The following is an 18683-nucleotide window of genomic DNA, read 5'->3' on the forward strand; positions in this document are numbered from 1 at the left end:
GCCCAGGCCGCCGGGCCGTCCTGGCCCCGGCCGCCGTCGCTCTCAGCACCGCCCTGACAGCATCACTCTCCGCCTGTTCGGCCGGAACCGGCACCGCGGCCTCCGGAGTCACCCTCACCTTCTCCTGGTGGGGCAACGACGACCGTGCCCAGCGCACCAAAGAGGCCGTCCGGCTCTTCGAGAAGGAACACCCCGGCGTCACCGTCCGCACGTCGAACTCGGACTTCGGCTCGTACATGCAGAAGCTGGCCACCCAGGCCGCGGGCGGTGGCATCCCGGACGTCGCCCAGCTCGACTACCGGCAGATCTCCCAGTACGCCGGCGGTGGCGCGCTCCGGCCACTGGACAGCGACGTCAGGAGCCAGGCGATCCGTACGGCCGAGATCGACAAGGACTTCCTGCGCACCGGCACCTACGAGGGCAAGCAGTACGCGATGCCCATGGGCCGTGGCGTCACCGGATACGCCTACGACTCCACCGTCTACGAGAAGGCCGGCATTCCCACGCCGAAGCCCAGCTGGACCTGGGAGGACTGGGCGCGGGCCAACGAGAAGGTCGCCGCCCTGGGCCTGAAGGCGCCCGACGGACGCGCCGTGGCGGGCGCCAACGACAACGGTGTCAACGAGGACATCTTCGAGGACTGGCTGCGCGGTCGCGGCGGGCGGCTCTACGCCGGCCAGACGAAGCTCGGCTTCACCGAGGACGACCTCACGGAGTTCTGGACCTTCTGCGACAAGCTGCGCGACAAGGGCTACACCGCACAGGCCAAGGACACGTCGCAGGCCACCACCACCGAGACCAGCCCCATGGGCCGCGGGCTCGCCGCGGCCGACTTCACCTGGGACGCGCCGTTTCCCGGGTACCCGGCGCTGCTCGGTGACCAGGTCCACTTCGCGCCGGTCCCCACGACCGGCGGGAAGCAGGGGGCGTACTTCAAGCCCTCCATGCTCGTCGGCGTCGGGGCGAGCAGCGAGCACCCCAAGGAGGCGACCGCGCTGGTCGACTTCCTCCTCAATGACCCGCGGGCCGGTGACGCCCTCGGCTTCACCCGGTCCACCCCTCCCAACCGGACGCTCGCCACCCGTGTCGGCAAGACCCTCAAGGGGCCGGAGCTGGAGATCTACACATACGCCCAGCGGCTGGAGAAGTACGGACTGGACGCGCCACCGACCGCACCACCGCGGGGCGACGTCGCGATCCAGACCGCCTTCAACCGGGCCTACCAGCGCGTGATGTACGACCTGGCGTCCCCGCGTCAGGCGGCGCGCGAACTCATCGACGAGGCCAACAGGGAGCTGCGGTCATGAGCACTGTGTCGACCAGGGCGCCCTCGCGCGCCGGCCGTTCGGCGGAACCGGCCCCGCCGCCCGGGAGGCGGCGCACCCGCAGGGAACAGCAGTGGCCCGCCTACGTCTTCCTGACGCCGTGGATGCTCGGCGCGGCCGTACTGACCCTCGTGCCGATGGGCGTGTCGCTGTACCTGTCGTTCACGGACTACAACCTGTTCGACCCGCCGAAGTGGGTAGGCCTGCGCAACTACACCGACATGTTCACCGAGGACCCACGGTTCTGGCGCTCGGTCGGCACCACGCTGAAGTACGTCGTGGTCGCCGTGCCGCTCAAGCTGCTGCTCGCGCTCGGGGCGGCGATACTGCTGAAGAACCTCGGCCGTGGCCGTGCCTTCTACCGCTCCGCCTTCTACGCGCCTTCCCTGCTCGGGGCGAGCATGTCGATCGCGCTGGTGTGGCGCGCCCTGTTCAACGACGGGGGTTCCGTCTCCCACGTCCTGAGCGCCGTCGGCATCGACTTGGGCGGCTGGGTCGGCAATCCCGACCTGGCGTGGCTCGTGGTCGTCCTGCTGACGGTGTGGCAGTTCGGCGCCCCCATGGTGATCTTCCTCGCGGGGCTCCAGCAGATCTCGCCCGACCTCTACGAAGCGGCGGCGCTGGACGGCGCGGGCAGGTGGCGGCAGTTCGTCTCCGTCACCGTGCCGATGCTGTCCCCGGTCGTCTTCTTCAACCTGGTGCTGGAGATGATCCAGTCCTTCCAGGTGTTCACCCCGGCCTTCGCCATCAGCGGCGGCAACGGCGGCCCGGCCGACTCGACGATGTTCTACACGCTGTACCTCTACGAGCGCGGCTTCACCGCCTCCCACATGGGCTACGCGGCGGCCATGGCCTGGCTGCTGCTGATCACCATCGGCATCGTCACCCTGATCCTTTTCAGGACCTCCCGGTCCTGGGTCTTCTACGCGGACGAGGAGGGGCGATGAACCTCACCGCCAAGCGGTGGCTGCCGCACACGATCGCCGTCGTGGGCCTGCTCGTCCTGCTGTACCCCCTGGCGTGGCTGCTCGCCACGTCGCTCAAGCCCGCCGACGAGGTGGTGACCAGCCTCGACCTGTGGCCCAGCCATCTGGAGTGGTCGAACTACACGACGGCCATGGACGGTGTCTCCGACGTCTCCGTGACCCGGCTGCTCGGCAACACCCTGCTGATCGCGGTGGGCGCCGTGCTCGGCAACGTCATCTCCTGCTCGCTGGCCGCCTACGCGTTCGCCCGGCTGCGCTTCCGCATGAGCAAGGTGATGTTCGCCTTCATGGTGGCCACGCTGATGCTGCCGCACCACGTGGTGCTGATCCCGCAGTACATCATCTTCAACCAGCTCGGCATGGTGGACAGTTACTGGCCGTTGGTCCTGCCCAAGTTCCTCGCCACGGACGCGTTCTTCGTCTTCCTCATGGTGCAGTTCATGCGCGGACTGCCCCGTGAACTGGAGGAGTCGGCCCGTATCGACGGCTGCGGGGCGTTCCGCACGTACTGGGCCATCACCTTGCCGCTGACCCGGCCGGCGCTGATCACCACGGCCATCTTCACGTTCATCTGGACGTGGAACGACTTCTTCACGCAGATGATCTATCTGTTCTCACCCGACAAGTTCACCATCACGCTTGCCCTGCGCAGCTTCGTCGACCAGTCCAGCACGTCCGCCTACGGACCCATGTTCGCGATGTCGGTGATATCCGTCCTGCCGATCGTGCTGTTCTTCTTCGTGTTCCAGCGCTACCTGGTGCAGGGCATGGCCACCTCCGGACTGAAGGGCTGAGGCGCCATGGCACACGCACCCGCGCTGCCTCCCAGTGACCGCCGGGAGCCCGGCGAGATCTTCGGATCCCGATTCACCCTTTTCGCCGACATGCTGCTCATCGGGCTCCTCACGGGGGTCGCCTGTCTGCCCGTCATCACGGTTCCGGCCGCGTTCGCCGCCGCGTCCGCGACCCTCCGGGACACCGCGGGACGTGGCGCCCCGGCCGGAGCCGGGGTGTACGTCCGCCATCTGCGGGCCCGCCTGACGGCAGGCGCGCTGGCCGTCGGTCTCGTCCCGCCGCTTCTCCTCCTCGTCCTGCTGGTCGACTCCGCCCTGGTGCGCAGCGAACTGCCGGGGGCGGCCGTGATGGCGCCCGCCCTGGCACTCACCACGCTGGGGACCGCGGTGGTGGGACTGCGTGCGACGGCGCTCGGCACTCCCCATCGATGGGCACGCGAGAGCCTGGTCCGCTCGGTCGCCGACCCGCGCGGCTCGCTCCTGCTCGCCGCGGCAGTCGTCCTGGCCGTGCTGCTGGCGTGGGCCATCCCGCTGCTCGTGCCGCTCCTGCCGGGACCGCTCGCGTTCGCCGCCACCGCGGTGGACCTCCGCTCCACCGCGGACGGCTGAACCGGCTCCTCCCCGTCCCCGCCCAAGCACGCTCCACGGGAGAACTTCTATGCCCAGCACCCACCTGAACGCCGCCGGCCATCCGAGGCCGCAGCTCATCCGGGATCCCGACTGGCACGACCTGAGCGGTCCGTGGCGGTTCGCCCACGACGACGCGGACCTCGGCCGGTCCGACCGCTGGATGGACCCGGACAACGCCGAGCCCTTCACCGCGGCCATCACGGTGCCGTATCCGCCCGAGTCCGAGGCCTCCGGCATCGGGGACACCGGCTTCCACCCCGTGCACTGGTACCGGCGCACCGTCGACATGGACCCACCGGCCGCAGGCCGACGCCTCCTACTGCATTTCGGCGCGGTCGACTACCGGGCCGAAGTCTGGCTCAACGGTCAGCCGGTCGGCCACCACGAGGGCGGTCACACGGGCTTCACGTGCGATCTCACCGGCACCGTCCGCGAGGGCGGCGAGCAGGTGCTCGTCGTCCGGGTCGAGGACCAGCCGCTCGACGCCGCGCAGCCCCGCGGCAAACAGGACTGGCGCCGGGACCCGCACGCCATCTGGTACCACCGCACCTCCGGCATCTGGCAGCCGGTGTGGTGGGAGGAGGTGCCAGGGGAACACGTGACCGCTCTGCACTGGACCCCCGAGGTAGCCCAGGCCCGGGTGCGCTGCGAGTTGCGCCTCAGCGAGTGGCCGCGGCGGGCACTCGACGTGACGGTGCGCCTGGCTCTGGGCGACCGGGTGCTCGCCGAGCAACGCGTGCTGACCGAGGCCCAGGAGACGGTGTTCGACATAGCGGTGCCCGCTCTGCGTCACGGGCAGGCGCTGGACGAGCTGCTGTGGAGCCCGGAGCATCCGCACCTCGTGGACGCGACGGTCGTGCTGAGCGACGCGGCGGACCACACTCCGGTCGACCGTGTCACTTCGTACGTCGGTCTGCGCGAGGTCGGCTGGGACGGCGGGCACTTCCTGCTCAACCACAAGCCGTACTTCCTGCGGTTCGCACTGCAACAGGGGTACTGGCCCGGGTCCCACCTCTCCGCTTCGGCCGACGAGCTGCGCCGGGACGTCGAACTCGCCAAGGAGGCCGGGCTCAACGGGCTGCGTGTACACCAGAAGGTGGAGGATCCCCGCTTCCTCTACTGGGCCGACCGGCTCGGCCTGATGCTGTGGGAGGAGATGCCGTCCGCCGACGAGTTCGGCAGGGCCACCGTGCAACGGGTGGTCGCCGAGTGGACCGAGGCGGTCTCCCGTGACCTCAGCCATCCCTCGATCGTCGCGTGGGTGCCGGTCAACGAGTCCTGGTCCGTGCCGAACCCCGCGCTCGTCCCCGCGCAGCGTCACTTCATGGACGCGCTGTACCACCTGACCAAGGCCCTCGACCCGTCGCGTCCGGCGGTGTCCAACGACGGTTGGGAGATCTCGGCCGCCGACATCTGGGGCGTCCACGACTACACCCAGCGCGCGGATGTGCTGCGCGAGCGCTACGGCCACGCCTCGCTGCGACGGGGCGACCTCACCGATCCGTGGCCCGGCCCCAAGCAGCTCCTCCTGGACGGTGTGCGTCACCAGGGCCAGCCCGTCGTGCTCAGTGAGTTCGGCGGGGCCACCTTCGAACCCGCCGAGGGCGCCGAGTGGTTCGGCTACGACACCGTGGCCACGGAGCAGGAGTTCACGGAGCGCCTGGCGGATCTGGTGGGGGCCGCCGTGGACTCCGGACTCGCCGGCTTCTGCTACACCCAGTTCACCGACACGGCGCAGGAGATCAACGGCCTGTTCACGGCGGATCGCCGTCCCAAGATCCCGATGGCCGAACTGCACGCCGTTCTCACCCGGCCCCGACGCGGCTGAGCGTGTCGTGATCCGGGGCCGCTACCCGGACACCGGCCCCGACCCGCTCCGACGCCCGGTTCCGGCGTTATGGCCGCCCGCCCCGGCCGGGTACAGGCTAGGCGGCCCGCCGGGTGCGCCATTGGTACAGTCGCTGCCCCGACCGACGTACCAGGAGGAGGCCGGCGGACCGTGGCGGTGGACGCGCTCGACACCCGCATCCTGCGACTGCTCATCGAGCAGCCGCACACCAGCGTGCGCGAGTACGCAAGGATCCTCTCCATCGCCCGGGGCACCCTCCAGGCCCGTATCGACCGGCTGGAACGGGAAGGGGTGATCACGGGCAGCGGACCGTTCCTCTCCCCGGCCGCGCTCGGCCACCCGGTGCTCGCCTTCGTGCACCTGGAGGTCACACAGGGGCATCTCGACGACGTGGGCGAGGGGCTCGCGGCCGTGCCGGAGATTGTGGAGGCCTTCTCGACCACCGGCGGCGGCGACCTGCTGACCCGGGTGGTCGCCCGGGACAACGGGCATCTGGAGGACGTGATCCAGCGGCTGATCCAGCTGCCGGGCGTGGTCAGGACCCGGACCGAGGTGGCGCTGCGCGAGCGGGTTCCGCACCGGCTGCTGCCCCTGGTCGAATCGGTGGGCAGGGCAGCGGCGGGTGGCCCGGCCTGACCGCCGGCTGCGATCATGCCGCCATGGACTCCTCGCGCGCACAAGGAACTTCGGTCGTCTTCGACCTGGACGGCACACTCGTGGACAGTGAACCGAACGCCTACGAGTCGGCGCGGCTGCTGCTCGCGCGGTACGGGGTGGCGGAGTTCACCTGGGAGCAGAACGCCCGCTTCCTCGGGATCAGCAACCGCGAGGCGCTGACCGTGCTGCGCGCCGAGTACGGGATCGAAGCGCCGGTCGACGAGCTGGTGGCGGGTCAGGACGCCATCTATCTGGAGCTGGCGGCCACCTCGACCGAGGCCTTCCGGGAGATGCGGGTGTTCGTGGAGATGCTGCACGCGCATGGCGTCGCCATGGCCGTGGCGTCGGGTTCGTCCCGGGCCGCGATCGCGGCCGTGCTGAAGGGCACCGGCCTCGACGCATACCTCACCGAGTACGTGTCCGCCGATGAGGTGGCGCGCGGGAAGCCGGAACCGGACGTGTTCCTGGAGGCCGCCCGGCGCCTCGGCGTGGCACCGGCCGACTGTGTGGTGGTGGAGGACGCCGTGCCGGGTGCCGCCGCCGCCCGGGCCGCGGGCATGCGCTGCATCGCGGTGCCGTACGTCGCCGCGACAGCCGGCGATCCGGTGTTCGCCGCGGCCGAGCTGCTGTTCCCCGGCGGTCAGGGCGAGTTCAGTGCCGAGGCCGCGTACGGGTGGCTTTCGGCCGGATCGGCGCCGACCGCGCCCGGCGGTCGAACGGAGGCCGCGCGCCGGATATCCTGATCTTGCTGCGTGTCCCCCACCCCGTCCTGTTCCCGATGAGGTCGCAGCCGCGGCAGTCGAAGCGGTCCTCGACCCGAGACATTTCGAGATAGGTGTGCGCAGGTGCTGGTTGCTGGTCGGTACCGATTGATATCCGCCATCGGTCGTGGCGGGATGGGCGAGGTCTGGCGCGCCACGGACGAGGTCCTCGGCAGGTCCGTCGCCGTGAAGCTGCTGCTGGGCGAGCATGCCGACGAGTCGGCCACTGCACGCTTCCGGCTGGAGGCCCAGACCGCCGCCCGGCTGAGCCACCCGCATCTGGTGGCCGTGTTCGACTTCGGGTCCTGGGAGGACCGGCTCTTCCTCGTGATGGAGCTCGTCGAGGGCCGGAGCCTGGCCGATCTGCTCCTGTCCCAGGAACGGCTGGCACCGGAACAGGTCGCCGGCATCGCGGGCCAGGCAGCGGCCGGACTCGCCGCGGCTCACCGGCAGGGCATCGTCCACCGGGACATCAAGCCCGGAAACCTGATGCTGGACGCGGAGGGCTCAGTCAAGATCGGCGACTTCGGCATCGCCCAGTTCGTCGACGACCCATCGGCCGCGCTCACCACCACCGGACACATCGTCGGCACGAGTCTCTACCTCGCTCCCGAACGGGCCCTGGGCCGCACTGCCGACGCCGCCTCCGACATGTACTCCCTCGGCTGCGTGATCTACCAACTGCTCCTCGGACAGCCGCCGTTCCGCTCGGACACCCCGACCGCCACCCTCTACCAGCACGTGGACACGCCTCCCGTGCCGCTGCGGCAGCGGGGCGTCGACATGTCCGCCGCGTTCGACTCGTACCTCCTCGGCCTGCTGGCGAAGCAGCCCGAGGACCGTCCGACGGCCCAGCAGGTCGCCGACTGGTTCCACAGCGAGGCCTGGCGGGGTCAGGCGGAGCCGCTGCCGATGTACCGGCCCGCTCCCCCGCGCGCACCGGCGGCGCCCTATGCGCCGGCGCCCGCCTCGCCCTCCCACCGCTCCGGTGAGGACACCGGTACCCCGACGACGTATCGGCTGCCGCAGACGGCCGGCAGGGGACGGCGTGCGGCGGGACGGTCCAGGAACGTCCGTCGGCGCAGCACCCGGGAGGCGATAAGACGCCGCCCGAGAGTGGCGAGCGCCATCGCCGGCACGGTCGCCTTCATCGCCGCGGTCTACCTGGGGATGAGCCTGTTCTCCCCCGATTCCAGCTCGGCCACCACCCCGGACAACGGCACCACCAGCAGCGGCCCCGAATCGCCCGCGCAGGACGAGGGCCGGTAGGCCGGTTCCGAGGGCCTCGGGTCCCGCCCGCTACCAGCGGCCGTGAACCGATGTGCGGATGCGGCGGTCGTAGAGGTCACGCACCGCGTCGAGCGTCTGCTGCGGCAGCGGCTCGAGTTCCGCCGCGGCAGCGTTGGCACGGGCCTGCTCCACCGAACGCGCACCGGGGATCACACTGGTGACGCCGGGCTGCTGGATGATCCAGCGCAGCGCGGTCTGTGCCGGGGCCGCCCCCTGCGGAGCGAGCGCGCCGAATTCCGCTGCCGCGGCCACTCCGGTCGCGTAGTCGATTCCGGAGAAGGTCTCGCCCTGGTCGAACGCCTCGCCGTGCCGGTTGTACGTGCGGTGGTCCTCCGGGGCGAAGACGGTCTCCTCGGTGTACTTGCCGGAGAGCAGCCCGGAGGCGAGCGGTACACGCGCGATGATGCCGACCCCTGCGGCGCGTGCGGCCGGAAGCACTTCGTCCAGCGGCTTGAGACGGAACGGGTTGAGGATGATCTGGACACTCGCGACGCCGGGCCGGGCGATGGCGGTCAGTGCCTCGGCGCACGTCTCGACACTCACCCCGTAGGCCGCGATCCGCTCCTCGGCGACCAGGGTGTCCAGGGCGTCGTAGACCGCGTCCGAGGAGTACACGGCGGTCGGCGGGCAGTGAAGTTGCACGAGGTCGAGGGTGTCGACGCCGAGATTGGACCGCGAACGGTCGTTCCAGGTACGGAAGTTGTCCAGGACGTAGTTCTCCGGCACCTGTTCGGCGCGCCGGCCCATCTTCGTCGCGACGAGGACCCCCGCGTCCGGACGCTGCTTCAGATAGCGGCCGATGAGCTGTTCGCTGCGGCCGTCGCCGTACACGTCAGCGGTGTCGAAGAAGGTGACGCCGGACTCGACGGCCGCGTCGAGCACGCCGAAGGCGTCCTCCTCCCCCACCTCTCCCCAGTCCCCGCCGAGCTGCCATGTGCCCTGCCCTACGACCGATACGTCCCGTCCGGTCCTGCCCAGTTCGCGCTTCTCCATGAGGATCATGCTACGTCGGTGCGGTGGGCGCCCGGGGGCTGCCGCCCCCGGGGTCCGGCCCCGCGCAGCCCGGGTCCGGGCCCGGGGCTGCGCGGGCTCGGTCAGCCGGCGGCCCGGCCGAGGTCCGTGAGCAGCCGCAGTTCGTCCTCGGTGAGACGCAGGGCTGCCGCCGCCACGTTCTCGGTGAGGTGATCGGGGTTGCCGGTGCCCGGGATGGCGAGTACGTGCGGGCCGCGCTGGAGCGTCCAGGCCAGCCGGACCTGCGCGGGGGTGGCGTCGTGGGCGAGGGCCACGGCCGACACCGCCTCGCCCTCGGCGGCGAGGGCCGCTCCGGACTCGCGGCCGTCACCGGCGATGGCGTAGAACGGGACGAACGCGATGCCCTGCTCCCCGCAGATCCGCAGCACTTCGTCGGAGTCCGCCCGGCGCGATGCTATGCCGTACCGGTTCTGCACGCAGACGACGGGTGCGATGGGCAGGGCCTCGGCGATCTGGTCGGCGCCGACGTTGGAGAGCCCCAGATGACGGATGAGCCCCTCCTTCCGCAGCTCGGCCAGTGCGCCGAAGCGGTCGGCGATCGAGCGGGGCCCGTTCATGCGCAGGTTCACCACGTCGAGATGGTCGCGGCCGAGCTGACGGAGGTTCTCCTCGACCTGGCCGCGCAGGTCCTCGGGCCGGGCCCAGTCGATCCAGTCGCCGGACGGGCCCCGGCCGGGGCCGACCTTGGTGGTGATGACCAGGTCGTCCGGGTAGGGGCCGAGCGCCCGGTTGATCAGTTCGTTCGCCGAGCGCATCGGCGAGAAGTAGAAGGCCGCCGTGTCGATGTGGTTCACGCCGAGGTCAACGGCCTTGCGCAGCACGGCGACGGCGCGGTCCCGGTCGTGCGGGGCGCGCTCGTCGCTGAACGCCGCGCCGTCCTGAGTGAGACGCATGGAGCCGAAGCCCATCCGGTTGACGGTCAGGTCGCCCAGCCGCCAGGTTCCGGCGGCCGCTGCGGTGGCTGTTCCCGAAGTCATGGGTGAGGTCTTCCTTTTGGTGATGGGCCGAGGCCGGCCACGGTTACTGGAGCGGGAGGCGGGCTTGCATAATTGGCGGACAGGTGATAGAGTTACGGTGGACATTGGCGTGACATGATCATGCACTGCCGGTGGATAATAACGCCGCCCCGCAGATCTGTCCACCCCTTCGCACCCCCTCCGGCACCCGGACCTCTCCGTGCCGTCGAGCCGTTACGAACCTCCAGACCTCTGCGCCGACTCCCGCGCGCACCGGCGCGGTTCAGACGAGCAGGGCGGTCAGCGCGCGGCCTCCTCGCAGGCGGCCGGCGGGTCGCCGTCCGTCATCAGCAGGTCGTCCAGCCTGCGGGCCGGCGGCAACGGCGTCCGGCGGCTGCCGTGTTCGAGTTTGCTGATGGCGGTGTGGTCGTCGCCGACGCGGGCGCCCACCTGGGTATGTGCGAGCTCGGCCCGTCTGCGCCACTGACGTAACCGGACCCCGAAGGATCTCCATGCCTCCACGCCGCCCGGAGCCCGGCGGAGCGGAGCTCGTTTCCCCGGCCATCCGGACCGCCGTCGCACCTGGTCAACGGCGCCGCGCGCGTCACGCTCACGGCTCACGCCCGGAGTATGGCGAGCAACCACGCACCCTGCCCCCGGGGTCGCGGCAAGGTGTCCGGCAACGGGCCCGGCCGTCCCCGGTGCGCGGATTCCCCTGCCGTTCCCGAGTGGCCCCGGGTTGCCTCACGTTGCGGTGGCAACCGCCCGCTGAGCCTCCGTCACTCCATGTGTACGTACCATCATCACCTGAATCAACGCCGCGTCAGATTTTCGGCCTCACGCCGCCGAAGGCATGTTTAATCAGGTCAATCGTGAGCTGTCGGTCATCAACTCTTGTTCTCAACGACAGGCGAACAAGCGGGTGTTGCACACCTATTGACGCGTAGGGAATCAAGGGAGAAGTATCCCCATCGGTCGGAGAGAGCGCTCTCCGGCTTCGTGTCGTGCACCCGTACCGCGACTCAGGAGACATCCCCATGTACGCACCCCCCGTTTTCCACAGACCCGTGGCCTCGACCGGAAGAAGACGCACCGGAGTGCTGGCAGCCGTCGCCGGCCTGGTCGTCTCACTGCTGGCCTTCGCGCCCTCGGCGCCGGCCAGCGCCGCACCGTCGCTGCTCTCGCAGGGCAAGGCGGTGACCGCCTCCAGCGAGGAGAACTACGGCACCCCGGCCACCTCCGCGGTGGACGGCGACAACGGCACCCGCTGGTCGAGCGCCGCCTCCGACCCACAGTGGATCAAGGTCGACCTGGGCTCCGCCGCCTCGGTCAGCCAGATCGCGCTCAAGTGGGAGACCGCCTACGCAAAGAGCTACCGGATCGAGTTCTCCACGGACAACAGCACCTGGAGCACCGCCTACTCGACCACCACCGGGCCCGGCGGCAACGAGACCCTGAACGTCTCCGGCACCGCACGCTACGTCCGGCTGACCGGCACCGCCCGGGCCACCCAGTACGGCTACTCCCTCTGGGAGTTCCAGGTCTTCGGCGGCACCACCGGCGGCGACCCGGGCGGCCCGCAGATCCCGGGCGGCGGCGACCTCGGCCCGAACGTCCTGGTCTTCGACCCCTCGACCCCCGACATCCAGGGCAAGGTCGACGCGATCTTCAGGCAGCAGGAGTCGGCGCAGTTCGGCACCGGCCGCTACGCCCTGATGTTCAAGCCGGGCACGTACAACAACATCAACGCGCAGATCGGTTTCTACACCTCGATCGCCGGTCTCGGGCTCAAGCCCGACGACACCACGTTCAACGGTGATGTGACCGTGGACGCGGGCTGGTTCGGCGGGAACGCCACCCAGAACTTCTGGCGCTCGGCGGAGAACCTGGCGCTCAACCCGGTCAACGGCACCGACCGCTGGGCCGTGTCGCAGGCCGCCCCGTTCCGCCGGATGCACGTCAAGGGCGGACTCAACCTGGCGCCCAACGGCTATGGCTGGGCGAGCGGCGGGTACATCGCCGACAGCAAGATCGACGGCCAGGTCGGGCCGTACTCGCAGCAGCAGTGGTACACGCGTGACAGCTCGATCGGCAGTTGGGGGAACGGCGTCTGGAACATGACGTTCTCCGGTGTCGAGGGCGCGCCCGCCCAGAGCTTCCCGGAGCCGCCCTACACCACGCTGGCGAACACCCCGGTCTCCCGCGAGAAGCCGTTCCTGTACCTGGACGGCAACGACTACAAGGTCTTCGTCCCCGCGAAGCGCACCAACGCGCGCGGCGTCTCGTGGAACGGCACCCCGCAGGGTGAGTCCATCCCGCTGAACCAGTTCTACGTCGTCAAGCCCGGGGCCTCCGCCGCGACCATCAACGCGGCGGTGCAGCAGGGCCTGCACCTGCTGTTCACGCCCGGCATCTACCACGTGGACCAGACGATCAACATCGACCGCGCCAACACGGTGGTCCTCGGTCTGGGCCTGGCCACGATCATCCCGGACAACGGGGTCACGGCCATCAAGGTCGGTGACGTGGACGGCGTGAAGCTCGCCGGACTCCTCGTCGACGCCGGTCCGCAGAACTCCCAGGTGCTCGTCCAGGTCGGCCCCGACGGCGCCTCGGCCGACCACTCGGCGAACCCCACCACCGTCCAGGACGTGTTCATCCGGGTCGGCGGAGCGGGAGCCGGCAAGGCGACCACCGGAATGGTGATCAACAACGACGACACGATCGTCGACCACACCTGGCTGTGGCGCGCCGACCACGGCGAGGGCATCGGCTGGGAGACCAACCGGGCCGACTACGGACTCCAGGTCAACGGCGATGACGTCCTGGCGACCGGACTCTTCGTCGAGCACTTCAACAAGTACGACGTGCGCTGGTCCGGCGAGAGGGGCAGGACGATCTTCTTCCAGAACGAGAAGGCGTACGACGCCCCCAACCAGGCTGCCGTCCAGAACGGCAGCACGAAGGGGTACGCGGCGTACAAGGTCGACGACTCCGTCACCACCCACGAAGGGTGGGGCCTGGGCAGCTACTGCTACTTCAACGTCGATCCGTCCATCCGCCAGGACCACGGCTTCGAGGCTCCGGTCAAGCCCGGAGTGAAGTTCCACGACCTGCTCGTCGTCTCGCTCGGCGGCCAGGGGCAGTACGAACACGTCATCAACAACACCGGAGCGGCCACCTCCGGCACCTCCACCATTCCCTCGAACGTGGTGTCGTTCCCGTGACACGACGGATGAGCTGAGCGAACGGCGCGGGGCCCGGCGGTCGCTGCCGGGCCCCGCGTCGCAGACCGTTACCCGCCGGGCGGATCGTCGAGGGTCTGCTCGGACCAGATGACCTTGCCGCGGTCGGTGTAGCGGGTGCCCCAGCGCTCGGCGAACTGGGCGACGAGGAACAGTCCCCGGCCGCCCTCGTCAGTCGTCGCGGCGTAGCGAAGGTGCGGGGAGGTACTGCTGCAGTCCGACACCTCGCAGATCAGGGCCCGGTCGTAGAGCAGTCGTACGGTGATCGGCTCGGAGCCGTAGCGGATGGCGTTGGTGACCAGTTCGCTCAGGATCAGCTCGGTGACGAACCCCTCCTCGTCGAGTCCCTGGTCGGCGAGCCAGCGGGTGGCCTCCTTGCGGACGCCCGATACGGCCGACGCGTCGGGCGCCACCTCCCACTGGACGCGCCGGGCCGGATCCAGGGTCCGGGTGCGGGCCACCAGCAGGGCCACGTCGTCGCCGGGACGGGTGGGCAGCATGGTCTCCAGCACGTCGTCGCAGGTCTCCTCCGGTGTCCGGTCGCGGCCGGACATGGCCTGGCGCAGCTGCTCCAGACCTTCGTCGATGTCCCGGTCGCGCCGCTCCACCAGGCCGTCCGTGTACATCACCAGCCGACTGCCCTCGGGAACGTCCAGCTCGACCGCCTCGTAGGGCATCCCACCGATACCGAGGGGCAGACCGGCCGGCACCTCCGGGAAGTCGACGGTCCCGTCGGGCAGCACGAGGGCGGGCCCGGGGTGGCCGGCCCGGGCCACCGAGCAGCGTCCGGTGACCGCGTCGTAGATCGCGTAGAGACAGGTCGCCCCGGTGATCGGGACGCCGCCCGCGGCCTGCTCGTCCTGGTCCATCCGGGCGACGAGTTCGTCGAGGTGGCCGAGGAGCTCGTCGGGCGGCAGGTCCAGCGTGGAGAAGTTGTGCACCGTGGTGCGCAGCCGGCCCATGGTGGCGGCGGCGTGCAGACCGTGCCCCACCACGTCGCCGACGACCAGGGCGACCCGGGCGCCGGACAGCGGGATCACATCGAACCAGTCCCCGCCGACCCCGGCCTGGGCCGGCAGATAGCGGAAGGCGACGTCCAGGGCGTTCTGCTCGGGAACCCCGCGCGGGAGCAGGCTGCGCTGCAGGGTCACCGCCATCTCGTGCTCGCGGGCGTAGCGCCGGGCGTTGTCGACGCTGACGGCCGCCCGCGCCACCAGTTCCTCCGCGAAGGACAGGTCCTCGGCGTCGAAGGGCTCCTCGTTCTCCGCGCGCCAGAAGTTGGCCATGCCGAGGATGACGCCGCGCGCGTGCAGGGGCACGGAGAGCAGCGAGTGGAATCCGTACTCCAGGATTCTCGCCGACTGCTCGGGGTCGGCCCGCCGCCACTCCTGGGACGTGGTCAGGTCGGGCACCATCCAGGTGTGGCCGCTGGTGCTGCCGATGACCTCGGGAAGGGTGGGCACGAAGCCGATGACCCGGCCGAGCGGGTAGAGGGGGTGGTCGCGGCCGGTGCCGCAGATGGCGGTGCGGCGTACGTCGATCGCGTCGCCGGAGGGCGGCTCCGGTTCCTCCCCTCGCAGTACCGCGTCGGCGAGGTCGACCGTGGCGCAGTCGGCGAATCCGGGGGCGGCGACCTCCGCGAGTTCCCGCGCGGTCGTGGTGACGTCGAGGGTGGTGCCGATCCGGGCGCCCGCCCGGTACAGGAGCATCAGGCGCTCCCGGACGGTCTCCGCCCGGCCCGTGACGACCTGGAGCTCCGTGGTGTCCCGCAGGGTCGCCACGACGCCGGGCGGTCCGCCGCGCTCCCCCGTGGGCCGGAGGTTGACGGCCAGCAGCCGGTTCCCGGCCGGCCGCACCTCGTCCGTGGCGACCGCGCCGGAGGCCAGCAGCTGTGCGGTACGGGGGTCCAGCCCCAGCTCCGTCACCAAGCGCCCCTCCGCGTCGGCGGGCAGTCCGAGGAGTCTTCGGGCCTCGTCGTTGGCCAGCAGCAGCCGGTGGTCGGCCCCGATGATGAGGACCCCCTCGCGAACCGCGTGCAGTACCGCGTCGTGGTGCTCGTACATCCGGGTCATCTCGGCGGGGCCGAGGCCGCGGGTCTGCCGGCCCAGGCGACGGCTCACGAGGGCCGCGGCGCCGGACGTGAGGACCACCGCCGCCACCGCGGTGCCGATGGCGAACGGGATGCTCGGTTCGGCCACCGCGTTGACGGTCTCGACGGTGATGCCCACCGACACCAGACCGGCGACCGAACCGTCGGGCCGTGGGATGGGCACCACCGAGGCGACCGCGGGACCCCGGCTGGAGACGAAGGTGCGGGTGAGGGAATGGCCGGCCAGCACCTCCTTGTACGGACCGACCACGTGCTTGCCGATCATCGCTGGGTCGGGGTGGGTGTAGCGGATCCCGTCGGCCCCGGCCACCACGATGTACTCCACGTGGGTCCGCTGCCGGATCTGCTCCGTGAGCGGCTGCAGCACGGCCGTCGGGTCCCTGCTGTTCAGCGCCGCCAGGGTGCCGGGCGCCTGGGCGAAGGTCTCCGCGACGCTCAGCGACCGGGACTCCGCCTCGTGCGTGCTGTCGCGCCTGCCCTGGATCACCAGGAAGACGACCGCGGCCGCCACGAGCAGCAGGACGATCCCCAGTGTCATGAAGAAGACCTGTCCGGCCACCGTGCGGACGCTGGAGAGGGAGCGCAGCCTGCGCACCGGTGAGGACCGCCTCATGTCCGGCCCGGAGGGCGGCGCATGCTCGTCACCGCCCGGGCGTCCGTCATCGTGTCGATGCGGCCGCCGGGCGGGGCCTCGGAACCACGCCCGGAACCGACCTGTACCACACACATATTCAGGTTTAACACGAATTACCGGGGCCGGAATGCCGAGCGGAGCCTGTGGCGTGGCACCGTGCCCGGCACCCGGGTTCGCCGGCCCCGTTCCGATCGGGTGACGCGGGTCCCGTCGTCGCGCGCCCGTCAGCCGGCGCCGCCGGGCGCCGGGGATGATCCGGAAATGGTGCCTGGATTCCTGACCAAGGCGGTCGAGCTGCTGCTCGGCCGGGAAGGCCGTTCGCTCCACCTCAAGGCGGTGGGCTGGGCGACGGTGATCCTCGCGCTGACGGTACTCATCGGCTCCTGGGCGGTGCTCATGGCCGAGCGGCACGCCGGGCACGCCACCATCACGACGTACCCCCGGGCCCTGTGGTGGTCGGCGGAGACCGCGACGACCGTCGGGTACGGCGACTTCTATCCGGTGACCCTGTGGGGCCGGATCATCGCCGTCTTCGTGATGGGTGTGGGCATCACGACGTACGGAATGGTCACGGCGGCGCTCGCCACCTGGTTCGTGGGGCGGGAGCAGAGGCGCCGTCACCGGCTCACCGCCGCGGCGGAGGAGACCGCGCGTCATGTCCGGCAGGAGACCGCCCAGCTGCACGAGCGGTTCGACCGGATCGAGCGGATGCTCGCCGACGCGGGCCGCAGGCCGCCGCAGTAGCCGGGGCTCGGTCACGGAACGTGTCCGTCGGCCGACGGACGTGTGAACAGCGTTCCGCCGGGCATACCACCGGTGACCTGAGGAGGTGGTGGCAGTGGGCCGCATCAAGGTTGTCCGGCGTCCCCAGCTTCCGTCACGGCCGCCGCCGCTCGATCTGCGCACTCCGTCCGGGCGTCCGCTGCCGTACTGACCGGCTGCCGGCCCCACCCCGTCCCGCACTCTTGACCACCCTCCCGCGGAGCGGTCCGAACCGGCAGGATGTCGGTGTACAGGGCCGCCTTTCCCGGGCGGCTCCGGCCGTCCCAGGAAAGGGTTCCCTATGCGGGAAGCGCACGCAGACCAGTCCCCGCCGGACGAGGAGTCCGCATCCGGCGGGTCCGAGGAGGCCCAGGTCATCGTGGTGGGCGCGGGGCCGGCCGGCTCGTCCGCCGCCTTCCACCTCGCCAGAGCGGGTGTGGACGTGCTGCTGCTGGAGAAGTCCGACTTCCCCCGGGAGAAGGTGTGCGGGGACGGCCTCACCCCACGCGCGGTGCACCAGTTGATCCGGATGGGCGTCGACATCAACGCACCGGGCTGGACACGGTCACGCGGGATGCGGTGGATCACCGGGGACCGGCAGGTGCAGATCGAGTGGCCCGCGCTGGGCGGATACCCGGACTTCGGTCTCACCCGCAGCCGGCACGACTTCGACGACATCCTGGCCCGCCACGCCGTTGCCGCCGGGGCCCGGCTTCGCACCGGTGTGAAGGTGACGGAGCCGGTGACCGACCGGGCCGGCCGGATCACCGGGGTCACCGCGGTGTCCGGTACGGGACGACCGGTGGTGCACCGTGCGCCGGTCGTGATCGCGGCCGACGGCGCCTCCGCCCGGATCGCCCTCGCCATGGGGCTCCAGCGGGACACGAAGCGCCAGATCGCCACGGCGGCCCGCCGCTACTACCGCAGCCCCGAGCGCTCCCGGGAGGAGTTCCTCGAGCTCTGGGCCGACCTCCGCTTCCCCAGGAGCGACCGCTATCTGCCGGGGTACGGCTGGATCTTCCCGATGGGTGACGGCCGGGTCAACGTGGGGCTCGGCGCGATCCCCCACCGCCGCCACGGCAAACCGGACCTGCGGGCCACCCTGGACCAGTGGCTGGCCCGCACCCCGCCCGAGTGGGGGCTGCGTGAGGAGAACGCCGAAGGACCGGTCCGCAGCGCCGCGCTGCCGCTGGGCCTCAACCGTCATCCGCTGTACACCCGGGGCCTCCTACTGGTCGGTGACTCCGGTGGCATGGTCAGCCCGTGGAACGGTGAGGGCATCGGCCAGGCGCTGGAGGCCGGGGAGGTGGCGGCCGAGAGCGCGGCACTGGCCCTGGCGATGCCCCCGGGCCCTCGGCGGGAGCGGGCGCTGCACCACTACCCGGTGGAGATGAACCGCCGCTGGGGGAGCTACTACCGGCTCGGCAACACGGCCGCCGACCTCGTGTTCAGCCGGTCGGGGTTCCAGCCCGTCCTCAATCGGTACGTGATGGGCTCGCCGTTCCTGCTCAACACGCTGGCCCGGCTGCTCAGCAACCTGACGGACAAGCCATCGCGCGATGTCATCGACCATGTGCTCAACACGGCGGTGCGCCTCGTTCCCGCGCCGAAGGCACGACGGCGCTGACCGGCCGGGCCCTTCGCGCCGGGCG

General features: G+C 70.8%; 15 protein-coding genes. 11 read left to right on the forward strand and 4 right to left on the reverse strand.

The genetic code is table 11. From position 1 onward, the window contains the following. The 8 genes from ACFVJX_RS07770 to ACFVJX_RS07805 form a co-directional block, all read left to right on the forward strand. The coding region (locus ACFVJX_RS07770) for an ABC transporter substrate-binding protein (RefSeq protein WP_385744053.1) at nt 1–1307 on the forward strand (1307 nt) is incomplete at its 5' end. Continuing rightward, entirely contained in the window at nt 1304–2272 is a 969-nt protein-coding gene (locus ACFVJX_RS07775) for a carbohydrate ABC transporter permease (protein WP_384132572.1), read from the forward strand. The genes ACFVJX_RS07770 and ACFVJX_RS07775, both read left to right, overlap by 4 nt. Beyond that, nucleotides 2269–3105 (forward strand): carbohydrate ABC transporter permease, encoded by an 837-nt coding sequence (locus ACFVJX_RS07780; RefSeq protein ID WP_384132575.1) that lies wholly within the window; start codon nt 2269–2271, stop codon nt 3103–3105. Before ACFVJX_RS07775 ends, ACFVJX_RS07780 begins: the two co-directional genes overlap by 4 nt. Before the next feature lie 6 nt (nt 3106–3111). Beyond that, complete coding sequence (locus ACFVJX_RS07785) at nt 3112–3714, forward strand: hypothetical protein (protein ID WP_384132578.1); 603 nt, start codon at nt 3112–3114, stop codon at nt 3712–3714. Nucleotides 3715–3763: 49 nt separating this feature from the next. Next, nucleotides 3764–5563, forward strand: coding sequence for a sugar-binding domain-containing protein (locus ACFVJX_RS07790; protein ID WP_384132581.1), 1800 nt, complete (start codon nt 3764–3766; stop codon nt 5561–5563). A gap of 171 nt (nt 5564–5734) precedes the next feature. Then, nucleotides 5735–6220: an Lrp/AsnC family transcriptional regulator gene (locus ACFVJX_RS07795; protein ID WP_384132583.1), complete on the forward strand. Its 486-nt coding sequence runs from the start codon at nt 5735–5737 to the stop codon at nt 6218–6220. Nucleotides 6221–6243: 23 nt separating this feature from the next. Continuing rightward, complete coding sequence (locus ACFVJX_RS07800) at nt 6244–6984, forward strand: HAD family hydrolase (protein WP_384132586.1); 741 nt, start codon at nt 6244–6246, stop codon at nt 6982–6984. A gap of 102 nt (nt 6985–7086) precedes the next feature. Next, on the forward strand, nt 7087–8271 hold the full coding sequence (locus tag ACFVJX_RS07805) for a serine/threonine-protein kinase (RefSeq protein ID WP_384132589.1): 1185 nt from the start codon (nt 7087–7089) through the stop codon (nt 8269–8271). 30 nt (nt 8272–8301) lie between these two features. On the opposite strand, the gene ACFVJX_RS07810 is transcribed toward ACFVJX_RS07805, so the two are convergent. The 3 genes from ACFVJX_RS07810 to ACFVJX_RS07820 form a co-directional block, all read right to left on the reverse strand. Continuing rightward, entirely contained in the window at nt 8302–9294 is a 993-nt protein-coding gene (locus ACFVJX_RS07810; protein WP_384132592.1) for an aldo/keto reductase, read from the reverse strand. A 92-nt stretch (nt 9295–9386) separates the two neighbouring features. Next, nucleotides 9387–10301: an oxidoreductase gene (locus tag ACFVJX_RS07815; RefSeq protein WP_384132594.1), complete on the reverse strand. Its 915-nt coding sequence runs from the start codon at nt 10299–10301 to the stop codon at nt 9387–9389. A 279-nt stretch (nt 10302–10580) separates the two neighbouring features. Then, nucleotides 10581–10925, reverse strand: a complete 345-nt coding sequence (locus ACFVJX_RS07820) for a helix-turn-helix domain-containing protein (protein WP_384132596.1) — start codon at nt 10923–10925, stop codon at nt 10581–10583. Between the two features lie 392 nt (nt 10926–11317). Here ACFVJX_RS07820 and ACFVJX_RS07825 point away from each other — a divergent pair, with 392 nt between their 5' ends. Further along, on the forward strand, nt 11318–13507 hold the full coding sequence (locus tag ACFVJX_RS07825) for a discoidin domain-containing protein (RefSeq protein ID WP_384132599.1): 2190 nt from the start codon (nt 11318–11320) through the stop codon (nt 13505–13507). Between the two features lie 68 nt (nt 13508–13575). Here ACFVJX_RS07825 and ACFVJX_RS07830 read toward each other — a convergent pair whose 3' ends face one another. After that, nucleotides 13576–16248 (reverse strand): SpoIIE family protein phosphatase, encoded by a 2673-nt coding sequence (locus tag ACFVJX_RS07830; protein WP_384132602.1) that lies wholly within the window; start codon nt 16246–16248, stop codon nt 13576–13578. 282 nt (nt 16249–16530) lie between these two features. Here ACFVJX_RS07830 and ACFVJX_RS07835 point away from each other — a divergent pair, with 282 nt between their 5' ends. Both ACFVJX_RS07835 and ACFVJX_RS07840 read left to right on the forward strand, forming a co-directional pair. Beyond that, nucleotides 16531–17013, forward strand: coding sequence for a potassium channel family protein (locus ACFVJX_RS07835; RefSeq protein WP_384132605.1), 483 nt, complete (start codon nt 16531–16533; stop codon nt 17011–17013). A gap of 319 nt (nt 17014–17332) precedes the next feature. Next, nucleotides 17333–18658, forward strand: coding sequence for a geranylgeranyl reductase family protein (locus ACFVJX_RS07840; RefSeq protein ID WP_384132608.1), 1326 nt, complete (start codon nt 17333–17335; stop codon nt 18656–18658). Nucleotides 18659–18683 lie beyond the last annotated feature (25 nt).

This window comes from Streptomyces sp. NPDC127177 (assembly GCF_042672475.1).
Classification (GTDB): Bacteria; Actinomycetota; Actinomycetes; order Streptomycetales; family Streptomycetaceae; genus Streptomyces.

What these genes read in the sequence shown, in the direction of transcription:
- ACFVJX_RS07810 (WP_384132592.1), bottom strand. Translation starts at nt 9,294, where the DNA reads ATGATCCTCATGGAGAAGCGCGAACTGGGCAGGACCGGACGGGACGTA.
- ACFVJX_RS07800 (WP_384132586.1), top strand. Translation starts at nt 6,244, where the DNA reads ATGGACTCCTCGCGCGCACAAGGAACTTCGGTCGTCTTCGACCTGGAC.
- ACFVJX_RS07790 (WP_384132581.1), top strand. Translation starts at nt 3,764, where the DNA reads ATGCCCAGCACCCACCTGAACGCCGCCGGCCATCCGAGGCCGCAGCTC.
- ACFVJX_RS07825 (WP_384132599.1), top strand. Translation starts at nt 11,318, where the DNA reads ATGTACGCACCCCCCGTTTTCCACAGACCCGTGGCCTCGACCGGAAGA.
- ACFVJX_RS07840 (WP_384132608.1), top strand. Translation starts at nt 17,333, where the DNA reads ATGCGGGAAGCGCACGCAGACCAGTCCCCGCCGGACGAGGAGTCCGCA.
- ACFVJX_RS07780 (WP_384132575.1), top strand. Translation starts at nt 2,269, where the DNA reads ATGAACCTCACCGCCAAGCGGTGGCTGCCGCACACGATCGCCGTCGTG.
- ACFVJX_RS07815 (WP_384132594.1), bottom strand. Translation starts at nt 10,301, where the DNA reads ATGACTTCGGGAACAGCCACCGCAGCGGCCGCCGGAACCTGGCGGCTG.
- ACFVJX_RS07830 (WP_384132602.1), bottom strand. Translation starts at nt 16,248, where the DNA reads ATGAGGCGGTCCTCACCGGTGCGCAGGCTGCGCTCCCTCTCCAGCGTC.
- ACFVJX_RS07775 (WP_384132572.1), top strand. Translation starts at nt 1,304, where the DNA reads ATGAGCACTGTGTCGACCAGGGCGCCCTCGCGCGCCGGCCGTTCGGCG.
- ACFVJX_RS07835 (WP_384132605.1), top strand. Translation starts at nt 16,531, where the DNA reads ATGGTGCCTGGATTCCTGACCAAGGCGGTCGAGCTGCTGCTCGGCCGG.
- ACFVJX_RS07785 (WP_384132578.1), top strand. Translation starts at nt 3,112, where the DNA reads ATGGCACACGCACCCGCGCTGCCTCCCAGTGACCGCCGGGAGCCCGGC.